The 13,302-nt window shown below is 42.7% G+C and carries 8 protein-coding genes and 1 pseudogene; 1 reads left to right on the plus strand and 8 read right to left on the minus strand.

The features are described from left to right. Positions 1-87: 87 nt before the first annotated feature. The 4 genes from H8S80_RS32300 to H8S80_RS32315 form a co-directional block, all read right to left on the minus strand. Positions 88-1,683, minus strand: coding sequence for an RHS repeat-associated core domain-containing protein (locus tag H8S80_RS32300; RefSeq protein ID WP_181988061.1), 1,596 nt, complete (start codon positions 1,681-1,683; stop codon positions 88-90). Positions 1,684-1,751: 68 nt separating this feature from the next. Next, positions 1,752-1,961, minus strand: a complete 210-nt coding sequence (locus tag H8S80_RS32305) for a hypothetical protein (RefSeq protein ID WP_117633570.1) — start codon at positions 1,959-1,961, stop codon at positions 1,752-1,754. A gap of 39 nt (positions 1,962-2,000) precedes the next feature. Further along, positions 2,001-2,621 (minus strand): RHS repeat protein, encoded by a 621-nt coding sequence (locus tag H8S80_RS32310; RefSeq protein WP_181988062.1) that lies wholly within the window; start codon positions 2,619-2,621, stop codon positions 2,001-2,003. A gap of 101 nt (positions 2,622-2,722) precedes the next feature. Further along, positions 2,723-3,436, minus strand: coding sequence for an SMI1/KNR4 family protein (locus H8S80_RS32315; protein ID WP_117633572.1), 714 nt, complete (start codon positions 3,434-3,436; stop codon positions 2,723-2,725). 129 nt (positions 3,437-3,565) lie between these two features. On the opposite strand from H8S80_RS32315, the pseudogene H8S80_RS32320 reads away from it, so the two are divergent. Further along, a pseudogene (locus H8S80_RS32320) lies at positions 3,566-3,922 on the plus strand (transposase); the annotation flags it as partial. Positions 3,923-4,039: 117 nt separating this feature from the next. Here H8S80_RS32320 and H8S80_RS32325 read toward each other — a convergent pair. From H8S80_RS32325 to H8S80_RS32340, 4 genes are all read right to left on the minus strand, one after another. Then, complete coding sequence (locus H8S80_RS32325; RefSeq protein ID WP_117624606.1) at positions 4,040-4,885, minus strand: tetratricopeptide repeat protein; 846 nt, start codon at positions 4,883-4,885, stop codon at positions 4,040-4,042. Positions 4,886-4,984: 99 nt separating this feature from the next. Beyond that, positions 4,985-12,262, minus strand: a complete 7,278-nt coding sequence (locus H8S80_RS32330; protein WP_117633574.1) for an RHS repeat-associated core domain-containing protein — start codon at positions 12,260-12,262, stop codon at positions 4,985-4,987. A gap of 9 nt (positions 12,263-12,271) precedes the next feature. Further along, the gene (locus tag H8S80_RS32335; RefSeq protein ID WP_117624044.1) at positions 12,272-12,781 is read right to left on the minus strand and encodes a DUF4280 domain-containing protein; all 510 of its coding nucleotides are present in this window, start codon (positions 12,779-12,781) and stop codon (positions 12,272-12,274) included. Then, on the minus strand, positions 12,769-13,302 hold the full coding sequence (locus tag H8S80_RS32340; protein WP_117624043.1) for a hypothetical protein: 534 nt from the start codon (positions 13,300-13,302) through the stop codon (positions 12,769-12,771). The genes H8S80_RS32335 and H8S80_RS32340 overlap by 13 nt, the downstream gene beginning before the upstream one ends.

Consider the following 13,302-nt stretch of genomic DNA (forward strand, 5'->3'; position numbering starts at 1 on the left):
CCTTGACTTAACATCCAATAGGCCAGCGTTTTACGGTGGTCTTTTTGTAGTTCCTAAACGCTGCATAAAACTTTTTTGCAAACTTCCTCAATTCTCTATTGACTTTTCATTTGCAGGCTCATAATATAAATCTATACCTTCTTGATTTATTATTCGAAGATTCTGCAGCAATTCATGTACCTTTCCCCTTGACTCACTACGGCAAAGTCCCATATCTTCAATAGCCTTAATCTGACGTTCTACTGCATCAGAATACAAACTATGATACCCATTATGGTGTGTATTTTCACTCACATATGTATTTGTTAAATTTGAAGGGACATTATAATCGTCAAATAAATCGTTTAAAGAAGTTGAATTATTATTTTTATTTACATCCCAAATTCCATTTTGATGATGGTCTACATTGAAGCCCAAATTTTGTAAAAACGTCGAATTATAATATACTTCTTGAGGAATTAAGTGCTGAGCTTGATGAGACCCCGTAGAATGGCTACCAGCAATCCCGACATGTTGATTTATATTTTTCCCCAAATTTTTAGAACTTGAATTAGGTCTGTTAACATCATCAAACAACTTATCAATATACTCATACCCACTTGGATCATAGTACATTACTGGATTATTGGCACAATACATATATAGATTCAGTCCATCACCCAAATATGCATCTTCCTGTAAAAACCGTCCAATAAACGGATTATAATATCTCGCCCTCAGATAATACTGCTCTGTCTGCACATCATATTGTTGCCCTGTATACCGTATCCGGTTAGATGTATACTCAGTTTTTTCCAGTTCCCATCCAAAAGCATCATACTGATAATAGTTCTGGATATTTCCTATGGCATCTGTTATGAGAGCCGTACTTAGCTGTTCGTCTTGATGGTAGTAATAGACCTGTTGTCCAATTTGACTTCCTCCAATTCCACCACCAAGGTAATAGCTGGTCTGTTTTTCTTCAGCCCTTTCATATAAAAGTTCCCCTTGATGATAGACAAATTGAATCAGCTTCTCATTTTCCCTCATCTCACAGCGCAGATTCTCCGCATCATAACGGTTCGTCTGTACTTTTCCAGCCCCTAGCCTTACCTCTGTTTGCTGGTTCTTGGTATTATAGAGAAATTGCTTGGTGCCGTGAGGGCTTTCTTCCCTTATTATACTTCCCTGTGGGTTATATATAAAGGTCTTTTTCCCTCGGTTTCCCTCCTGACTAACTAACTGATTTTTTTCGTTATAAAGGTAACTGGTTAACTCCTCCTTACTTGCTTTCTGGAGCCGGTTCCCGGCCGCATCATACGTGTAACAACATGCATCCCCATTCCGATTTTCCTCCAGCAGCTGCCCCCTGATATCATAATGATAAGTGACAGAGAGATTGCTACTTTCACCGCCTGCCAGCTTCTGTTCTCCAATCTTTGAGGTTCGGTTCCCATTCCCATCATACTCATACCGGAAAGACAGCAGGATTTTATCTCCAGCTTTTGTCTCCAGTTGGCTTATGTTCCCGCTGTCATCATACTGATAGCGGGTCACAATGCCATTTCCGTATGTTATCTGTTCCAAACGGTCCAGACAGTCATACTCATAACGCACTTCCATACCACTTCTATTATAAATTCGGCTCTTCCTCCCAAGAGAGTCATACTCATAGGTGACTGTAATCCCTTCCGGGTTCGTCATCCGAATCATCTGCCCGGCATTATCATATTCATAGGAAATCAGCCGCTTTCCGCTGGAACATTTCTCTTTTAAAATCCCCTGCTTATTATAATGATACTCATAAGAATCAGCTTCTCATTCTCCCTCATCTCGCAGCGCAGATTCTCCGCATCATAACTGTTCGTCTGTACTTGACCATCCCCTAGCCTTATCTCAGTCTTCTGGTTCTTGGTATTATATAGGAACTTCTTTATCCTTGATGGGCTCTCTTCAGGAGAATCCTGGCGGTAATCCCTCAAAGCCAAGATTTCCTTACAACTGAGTATATTTGATGATTGCTAAGCACCAGATATTTTATACAGCAATTTCTTAATCAGTTTCCCGTCCGGCCGATATTCATATGTATAGCAGAAACCTCCCGCTACCGCTTTCTTTACATTCCCGATGTCGTCATATTCCCAGGAGCGGGTCACTTCATTTTCTCCCAGATAATCGCAGGCGCGTTCCAGTACCGGGTTCCCATCCACATTGTAAGTGGTACGGACCTGTTTCCCGTTCCGGTCTACATGGAATACCATACGCCCTTCCCGGTCATAACGGAACATCTCGCTGTTCCCCTCCTGGTCTATAATCTCGCAGACCTTACCCTGGCTGTTATACCGGTAGGTAATGACGCCGCCGTTGGCATCCGTGGTACTGGTAATATGGCCGGCATAATCATAGGCAAAGTTCTCCTTTCCTCCCTCTGCCGTCTCAATCTGATGTACCCGTCCCCAGGGGTCCATATGGTAGCCTGTCTGATTCTGGTTTCCGTCCTGGATTCCGGTAATCCTGCCTCTGGCATCATACGTGTACACCTTGGCCGCCCGGTCTGCCCGTTGGCTCCTGGCGGTACGGATTTCCTGCTGCAGTCCATTGATTCCATTTTCCCTGGCTGTTGTAACGGTATGTGATGACACCGCCATTGGCGTCCGTGGTGCTAGTTGTCCAGGTAATTGATATATTTACCTATATTACTATAGCCTGTACGGAATCCGTCAGAGTGGATTTCACAAATTCACTATATGTCTTGTAATCCTATTTTCGTCCACTCATCAACAACATCCCAGAAATTAAGATTATACTCTGGCTGATCATCTGAGAACCATAATGTTGCACTATTAATGTCACAATTTATTATATCTATGGCCAAATATCCTCCCATCCCATTATTAAAAAAACCAAATGTACTTTTTAAATCAATCTGCAAAGATTCTTCTAGTTCATTAATAATCCCCCACTCAACTTCTCCAAAATTTGTTATATGCTTTGTACATATAATTCCCATTGCCTTACTAGCATAATCATAAAACCCATTATGAATATTTTCATAAAAGATGCGAATAGATTCTGGTATCTTGTTCCATACACTTTCCAGTTCAGTTTCGGCGATTGAATCTAATGGGTTGCCTCCCTCATAATATTGTATTTCCCCCGCCTCTGTCTTTATTGAATAGAGCAGATAATACTTATCGTTTATTTTAAACAATTCAATATCCAATAGGTTTTCTTCCAAATAATTAATTGTATTATATAACTCACTAGATAGATATTTTTTCCATGTTTCTAAAATACCCTGTACTCTTTTATCAACGTCTTCTCTGCTTAAAATATCATACCAACATTGAGGAATTATACCCAAAGGTATTTTTTTTATCTCGCAAGGCTGAAAAATATAAACGTTTGCATTTATTTCTAAACAATAATCTTCTAAAAATTTAGTTTTATCATTCATATATTATAATCCTCCAGCATTCTTTATTACTAGCTCATCAATTTGTTTTTGAATTTCAATCTCTAATGTTTGCTCCTTTTTTATCATCTCATCCCTAAATGATTTGCTAATCTCAAAATCACCGCTGCACAGCTTATAGCCGAAATCGGCGATGTGCGTCGGTTCCCTCACCGCAGTTCCATTGTTGGTTTTGCCGGTGTCAATCCAGCCGTTGACGAGTCCGGAAAGCATGTTTCCAAGAGTAATCCGACCACGAAGCGCGGCTCTCCACATCTGCGGAAAACGCTCTACCAAATAGTCTGTACATGCCTGAAAAAAGCTCCCACAGACGAACCGGTGTACCAGTTCCTGAACAAGAAGCGTGCCGAAGGCAAGCCCTACTTTGTCTACATGACCGCTACGCAGAACAAGTTCCTGCGAATCTATTACGCCCGTGTGAAAGAATGCCTGGAGGCATTTGATACCAAGAACGCACCCCAAGCGTAAACAAACTCCTAAACCCATGTCTCCGGCTGGCGAAGCTATTTCTCCAGTCTGTATTGTTATGTCCTTCTTCCGCTCCGCAAAAATTGTGGAGCGTTTTCTCATTTTAGGGCTTGACTTTTATTTGCAGGACTCCTTACCTGATATTTTATGATTACTTCTACCCCAACTATATACTTTCAAAAAATCTTCATTGGACAAATTCTTCTTAAGCCATTGTAATGCAAGTTCAATTGGTTCATTAGTTTCTTTTTCCCAACATTTCCATATGCATCGGTATGCCTTTTTAGTTCTATTATCATACATTCCTACTTTATCAAGAAGAATCTCTAATGCCACCTTTAATATCTCTAACTTCTGATTCGGATCAGATATATTCTGCGCTTTTTCAATATTCATTTCAGCTACTTGTACACTGTCTTCACCATACCAATCTTTAGCTTTATCAATTCCCTTTTGAATCCAAATCTTCGCCTCATCAGATTTACCAGACGCATTGTTAATAAATGCCAAATACTTCATTATCTGAATAACACTATCAGATGCAGTGATTGCTTCTATTCTTGGATCATTTAAAACAGTGAGTCCACATGCTAAACCTTTATCCAATTCATCAGATAAGTAGTAATTTGTTATCATCACTTCATAGATATATAAAACATCTTTATAAGAACAATTATTTTTTTCTTTGATTTTTAAAGCTTTTTCACAATATAGTAAGGATTTTTTATATTCCCCTCCCCTTAATAATATTTCTGACATTTCAGCATAGAAATCACATAATCTGGGATTATCTTTCCCATAAAACTTTTCGCGAATTGATAGTCCTTGTTTTTTCCAATAAATTGATTCTCTGTCGCTGGTACTCCATTTTGAAATATCATCACACAGTTCAGCATTTTTTAACATATCATCGCTTTTTTCACTTTCATATCTACTATTATTCTGTTGTCTTTCATTTTGCATATGATACTTGTATATGCATTAATACATATACGCTCCTTTCTAAATAGGGTATCTAACTTCATAAACATCTACAAATTCATAATATCTTTGACAAATCTTTTATTTCGGGCACATATTTTCATCTGAATCATTTTTATCTTTATCCTTTTTCATATCAGGATACACATCTTCCACATCTCTGAGCGGAGTTCCCGGATCATCATATGTCATATTCAACCTTGCACCATCTGATTTATTAATTGAAGCCAGCTCTAAATAATACTGGTCTGAGTCATGCATAAAATCATATCCCTCTTGTGATTTCGCTCCATATTGTTTTAAATCTGTATTCCATGCTACTACAGCATCTTTATAAGGTTCTCCGGTTTTTGGATTAATACCATGACTATCATAATTCTTATGTGACATATTCGCGCTACTAACAGGATAATAATTACCATCACTTTGTGACTTAAATTCCATTTTATCTGTCATTGACTTCGTAATTTTTATATTCATAAAACCTTGATTTTCAATCATTGATTGCATTTTAGGGCTTAGTCCTGAAATTCTTAATGTACCATTATCATATGCATCTTGCAATACCTGTTTACCAACTCTTGAACCTATTTTTGGAGTTCCACCTAAATAAGTTTGGCGTCTTCCAGCTTCTCCCATTGGGTCATAATATATCACAGGATTGTTCGCGCAGTAAGCATAAAGGTTCAGCCCATCCCCCCGATACAAATCCTCTTGCACAAATCGTCCAATCGCCGAATTATAATACCTAGCTCGCAAATAATACTGTCTGGTTATTGAGTCAAACTGTTGCCCTGTATATAGTATTCGATTATAAATACTTTCTGTTTTGCTTTTGATTACTCCAAAAGCATCATACTGGTAACTATTTTCTACCCTCTGGTCTGAATCTGTAATATATGCTGTACTATTCTGCTCGTCCAGATGATAAGAATGATATCCCTCCTTTTGCCAACTCCCTGCAACACCATACCCCAGGATATAACGGTTTCTTACAGTATCATTTAGCTCAGACTCCGCCAATAACTCCCCATTATAATACAGGAACCTGGAGCTGCATCCATTTTCAGATACTTCTGCACGCAAGAATTCCGCATCATACCAGTTTTCCTGTATCTGACCATTATTCATAAACGTGGTTGTCTGCTGGTTAAAGGCATTGTAACCGTATTCCGTTTTCCCACGGTTACTCGCTTCTTCCAGTATATTACCTTGTAAATCATACCGGTATTCAACAGATTCCGTGCCTTTTTTACGACTGATTAACTGGTTTTTTCGATTATAATGATACTCCTCTTTGCCATCACTATCCACCCTTACCAGACGATTCCCACACCTGTCATAGATATATTCGACAGGCTTTCCATCATATTGTTCTTCCATCAGCCGGTCCATACAATCATATCGGTACCGAACCACCTGCTCCTTTATTTTGTCCTCAACTGGCAGGAGGCAGCTTCCTGATTTTAATATACGATTCCCATTTAAGTCATACTCATACCTGAAATCGGAGAAAACAATGCCCTTCTCGTTCTTGAGTGTAAGCCTGATGATATTATCATCTGTATCATATTCATAGGCTGTATGCATCCCGTTTCCGTGGCGGATCTCTTTAAGCTTCCCTCCAGCTGTATGGCCGTACCGGACAATTTCATCTCCATTATCATCACAGATACGTTCCAAACGTCCCAGGCTGTCATAGCCATAATGTACTGTCTTACCGGACACATCTGTTAAGCTCTTCAGGCTTTTATCCGCATGATAGGTACAGGAAATAAGCGTCCGGCCAGAAGATGATTTCTTAATCAGCTTCCCGTCCGGCCGGTACTCATATGTATAGCAGAATCCTCCGGCTACCGCCTTTTTTACGTTCCCAATCCCATCATACTCCCAGGAACGGCTTACTTCATTCTCTCCCATGTGGTCGCAGGCCCGCTCCAATACAGGTCTCCCGTCCACGTTATAGGTCGTCCGTACCTGGTTCCCAATCCGGTCCTCATGGAATATCCTGCGTCCTTCCCGATCATAACGGAAGGTCTCGCTGTTCCCTTCCTGGTCTATGATCTCGCAGACCTTACCCTGGCTGTTATACCGGTAGGTAATGACGCCGCCGTTGGCATCCGTGGTACTGGTGACATGGCCGGCATAATCATAGGTAAAGTTCTCCTTCCCTCCCTCTGCCGTCTCAATCTGATGTACCCGTCCCCAGGGGTCCATATGATAGCCTGTCTGATTCTGGTTTCCGTCCTGGATTCCGGTAATCCTGCCTCTGGCATCATACGTGTACACCTGAGCCGCCCGGTCTGCCTGTTGGCTCCTGGCGGTGCGGATTTCCTGCTGCATCCCATTGATTCCATAGGAATATTCCAGTTCATTTCCGTCTGCAAACTGGCTGTGCATCAGCTTCCCATCTGTCCGATAGAGGTGCTTTTCCTGCAGGGTTCCCTCACTGTCTGTCTCCGTTACCAGGTTTCCACGGTAATCGTAAGCATAAGCATATGACCAATCCAATTCGGCTCCAGCTAAAGCCTCCTTCAACAGGCGGTCATTCTTATCATATTCATATTGGAAGACCGGACCGAAATAATCATTGGCATGTGTAATACGGTCTTTTAAATCATAACTATAGCTGATCTCCCATGGCATCCCGTCTTTGCCTTGACGGACGAGCTTTGTGATGTTGCCGGCCTTGTCATAGTTCACCCTAACGGTACGGTCAATCCCATTCAAGTGGTCTTCGACCCGTTCTGATGTCAGACGGTCCAGAGTGTCATATTCCCGGGTAATTCGGTAACCTTCCGGTGTCTGGGTAAAAATTCGGTTTCCGTTTTCATCATAGCCATGAGTTGTCACAGCTGTTTTATATTCACCTGACACAGGTTCCAGACCGCTGTCCAGTTCCTCACGCCGCTCTATCAAACGGCCCGCCTTATCATGCACAAAGTGGATAATCTGACGTACTTCTGGATTTATGGCCTTTTCTTCATAAATCCGGTTTCCACGTACATCATACCGGTACTTAATAACAGCTCCAAGCCCATCCTCCACCTGCACTAACCGGTTCCGGCAATCATACCTATAGGTCAGACATAACCCGGTTCCATCCTCACGCAGCAGATTTCCATCTTTATCCCAGTATCCGCTGAACCTGTGCTCTTTTACCTTGTTCCCGTTTCCGTCATAAGAGAAAGTAACCTTCTGGTAAAGATCCTCATCCTGTTCTTCTTTGGTTGGAATCAGGCTCCGTGTCAGATTACCACACAGGTCATAGGCATAATAACTGGTATGCCCGAGGGCGTCCGTCTTTGTAAGGATGTTCCCAATCAAATCATAGCCATACTCTGCCTCTACAGTCCCATCCGGTAAGATAATTTTTGCAAGGCGGCCGGCTGAATCATATTCATAAGAAGTGCCAATACCATCATCAAGAATGGAATCATAATATTCCGGAAGTACATGCTTAATCCGTTTCCCTTCTGCATCATAGAAAATCCGTTCGCAGCCTCCATCCGGATAATGGATACGGATATTGTTGCCGTCACTGTCGTATTCATACCGGATTCCCTCACCATCATCTGTAAGCGCATCATATGCATTCGGGTGGACGTTCTTTAAAATATTGCCTTCCCCATCTCGGATCTGCCGCTGGTGGCTTCCATCTGGGCGAATCGTATCTATAAGGCGGTCCAGGAAATCATATTTGTAGACATATTCGTCTTTACGCGTCTTCCACGCCTTAGGCATATACATAGCGAGGAGACGCCCCATACCGTCATACATATAGTGGGATTCATTCCCCTCCCCATCACGCACCATGGTCCGGTAGTTCTTTGCATTATATGCATATTCTACACGGCCACAGTCATCTTCCAGCGCCATTTGGCGTCCCAAAGCATCGTATTCATATCGGACTTCTTCCCCGTCCGCATATGATACCACGGCTGGTTTCCCGCAGGTTTCTCCATAAATATACGTTGTGACTGCCCCACGGGCATCCGTTTCCTGAACCAGACGTCCTTTCCTGTCATACTGGTATAACCGGCTGATAGCGGCTCCGTTACCCGTAACCCGTTCTTTTACCTCAATCAGGTTGTGCTTGCCGTCATAAAAATACTGTGTCTGCCGGTTGGCATTATCTGTTTTTTCTTTTAAATCATCCTCCTCATCATAGACATATGTAGCCGTAAGGCCACTGGTAGACTGTTCTGAAATCAAGCGCCCAATCTCATCGTATCTCCAGCTGGTTATCTGGCCCAGACGGTTCAATTCCTGTATCCGGTATCCTGCCTCGTCATATTCATAAGCGGTTTCCGTACCGTCTGTAAAACGCATGGAAAGGATCTGGCACTCTTTCCCATAACAATAAAGTACCGTTTTTTTGCCAATACTGCTATGCACCCGTACCTGACGTTCCTCATCCAGATACTCTGCCTTATAAGTATCTCCATTTGCCAGGGTTTGAAGAACCACACGCCCACGATTATCATACTGATTTTCCAGATAGGTTACTTTTGCCTGATCCACTGCTTTTGTGAGGTATCCCTGCTCATCGTATTCATAATGGGTAATACCCTGATCCATATGTATGACGTCAGATAGAAGACCGTTCTCATACCGATACTGCATCGTCCGGCCCAGACCATCTGTTACCTGAACCAGACGTCCTTTCCGCATCGTGAGCTTTAATTCATAGCCAAGGGCTGTTATAATCCTGTCCAGCTCATCATTGTAATATTCAAAACGGATTGTCTGGCTATTCTGATCCGTAATTGATAGCAGGAGCCCAGTCTGTCCATAATGGTATACCCGCTTCTTTTTGCGGTCCCTGAGCAGCCATTCATCGCCATCTTCCTCAAGTTCATACCAGCCACAGCCAGGCGTAATATTTTTTGCCTTTCCGTTCTCCCATTCGAAGATGACATGATAGCCTGTATCGAGGTCAACATGGATTTTATTCTCATATTTGCCCAACCGTCCCTCGTATAGGAACTTCCATCCACGGCCATAAAGGCCAGAATATTTGTTAATCGAGCTGTATTTCCTCGTAATCCGGAGGGGTTCTCGGATATCCGAAAGAATGAAATCCGTAGCCGTAATTAAAAATGCCCCGGATACTGCATCAATCGGCTCTCCAAAAAGCTGGCCGACTCCACTCGTTATCAGGTTTTGCGTGAAAACCTGCATTGGGTCATATTCAACACCCAATATACGATTGGTTTTAATATCAATTGCGGTGCCGACAGTCGTATTCACAGTTAATCCAATCGCCTTATTTACAATCTTGCTGTCAGATCCTACAACTGCCTGGACTTTATCTGTGAGGTAATTACCGGCTGCTCCTTTTATGATTCCCGAGCCAGTATAAACCAGCAGGTTCTTCCAGTTCACGGAACCATTCACCATGTATTCGTTGACAGCGCCAAAGACAACAGTACCACCGATCTGGGCAGCCATATTCGATGTTGCCGATCCAGAACACAATACCTTTGGAAGTCCCTTTGCACCATTTTTAATGGCTTTTCCTGATACCACATCAAACAGGATGTCTGCTGCCATGGAGAACTTGTCATAGAGTGCCTGGTTCCCTCCCATTAAATTATCACGGATAAAGTTGGACGGCTTTGAAGCATCCAACGCATTAACCTTGCTATAGCCATCCAGTCCTTCCGCTATATCAGCCACTGCGAACGCTGCTTTCGGCGCAGCCGCAAGTAATACCGGACCAACCACAGCGAGTGCAGTACCTCCCGTTGCAATGGTTAGCGCAACACCGCCAATAATGGTTGCAATACTGACCACACCATTCAAGAACTTTTGCTTACTTGCCCTCTTATTGTCAACCAGCATTTGGGTTACCGCCCCATTAATGGCATTTCGGTTTTCTTCATCATTGCCCGCAATCTCCTGTACCTGTTTCAGCAATTCATCACCGGATGGCTGGGCGGCAGGTCTCGAATCCGCTGTATGTTCAATCATTGCAGAAGAAATGTCGGTTCCGGCCTCCATTGTAATTACATCGTCCCCGCCATCCCCAATCTGAAGTACTACCTTTTGAGCGCCAGAAATAAAGGTGTTTTTTGGAGGAGTTTCACCACCTGCCATCAACCCCTTCTGGGTTTTAATATTGATATCGAATCCTCGAAGGGAGACCTGCCCTGCATTCGTCATATACAGCATAGTGCTTCCGCCAGAATCAGGAACATAACAAAGAGTCTCCGGTGTCATATCCATTGCACTTCCACTGGGATCCGAAAATCTCTTGTTATCTGGATTTTGTCCTCCCCCGGGACCACTTCCGCTCCCTATTGCATGTACGGCAATTGCACTCTGCTCATCATGCTCCGGAAAATAGATATGCACCCGACTTCCAATTTCCGGCATGCAATAAAAACTGCTACTCTCAATTGCGTATGTAAAAAATTTCCCGGCCGGATCATACTCTTTATCTATGTCAAATTGTACACGGACCCGATTTCCTGACCGTTCTTTCACCGTAGCCGGAATACTCATACCATAAATTCTTGGATTTATTTCTTTTTCCCTGCGGATACCAGCTCTCCGAGAAAGTGTATAACGGTATACCAATTCACCTTTTTCCAGTACAACATCAAGTTCTGTGACTACTGCAGGAATCTGGTTGATTGTCAGTTCTTCTCCCATAAAAAGAAACTGACGGGTTTTAATTTTCCATTGCGAAGACTCCTGCGGAAGTATCCCTTCCGGCATAAGCACCTTGGAATAATGGAGATAATCTTTCTCTAATGAATAATCCTGATTTGTCAGCTCCGTTCCGTAATTCATATGCGGAATACCAAAATATACTTTTCCGCAGGTGTCCCTACAGTCAGCTATTAGATAAGTACCGAAATGGCTGGCCAGACGCCGCAGGAATACCCAATCGCTTTCCTCATACTGCAGAAGCAACTCTGGGATAAGGGCATTTTGGGTAATCTCATCTTTTATATCCGCCTGCTCATAATCAGATAGTACCTTTCGAGCAACATCCATATAGGACATATTTCCGTTCAGGAAGCTTCTGCTCTTTTCGATTCGCTCCCATTCCTTGGAGTAAGAGTAAGCGTCAAAGTACAGATAGGGAAGTCCCCTTTCTACTCTTGTATAGACATTTTCCGCTTTACCCTGGAATATAATCTGTCCTTTAGTATAAACGTTTTCTCTGATGATAACAGGAAATACAGAGGCCAGATTGACAAATTCCTCAGATGTCTCTTCCTTCACAAGGAATTTTATGGAAAGGAATGCATGGTCATTAAGCCCCTGCACCAGCTGGAAGGCTTCGACCTGAATAAGTCCGTCTAATCCTAATTCAATCTCTAACTCTTTAAATTCCAGCTTCATGTAATCCTCCTATCCTTCTCCGCCGGCCTCCTGCTGTCCTGAATGGACAATCTCAATTTCACCGCCATACTTGCAGTGTAGCTTTGCACCACCAAGGAGCGGGGTCTTGCCACCCGTTTTTACGCCGTCTTTTCCATTATCCCATTCCTGCCCGCCAATAATGAAAGGTCTGCATATCCCCACGACCTGTGGTACTTCCTCAGAGGCTTCCTGTTGCTTTTTTTTCTTCTTACTGCAAAACAAACCCATTACGGAATCCAAAAAAGTATCCGGACACTCCTTCTCAACTGCTTCCCGTACCTTCTGTGCCTCTCTCTGGGTATCCGGATTTTCCATGCTATAGCAGCCACCAAAATTAAGAACATTAACATTCCCGATACAATCCTTTACAGTCATCTGAGGCTGTGACCTTAAGAAAACACCGTAAGTAAGGTTCAATGCAATAAAGCTAAAACGCATCCCCATGGTACAAGTCGCCGGAGCTCCATGTACTACATACGTATCATTTAATTCGGCCATCCTTCCACCTCCACTTCTTTCCAGATAATGCCGACTACGCCTCTTCTTAACAGGCTTTCCACTACTTCCAGACTTACATAGGGATTGGTGAATCTCTTATCATTCAACATAAACACCTTATGCTCACCAATTTTTTTTGCATCGAGAACCAGACGCTTAATACTGCCATTGGGATAAAACTCTGTCTGTTCCGAAAACATGTCCAGTCGTTCTAAAAGCAGGTGATGGTATACCTTAAGCATTTCACTTTCTTTACTGGTTATGACAATTGTACGGAAGACCATATCGTCCTCATACATATCCAATACTTTCTTCACTGTATCGGAAACCATATGTACCGGAAACTGAATATAATCAGGGGCCGTCTCGCCGCTCTCAGCAGCTAAATATAAGGTTGCAGATGGATCGATATCATCCGCATCCTCTTTATAAAAAATATGTCTGGGACCGGCTATATCGAAATCACGGAATTGAATCATATCCCACAGTGTCCTATCCTGCTCCATTGTGAAAAACCTCAT

This window comes from Hungatella sp. L36 (assembly GCF_014288035.1).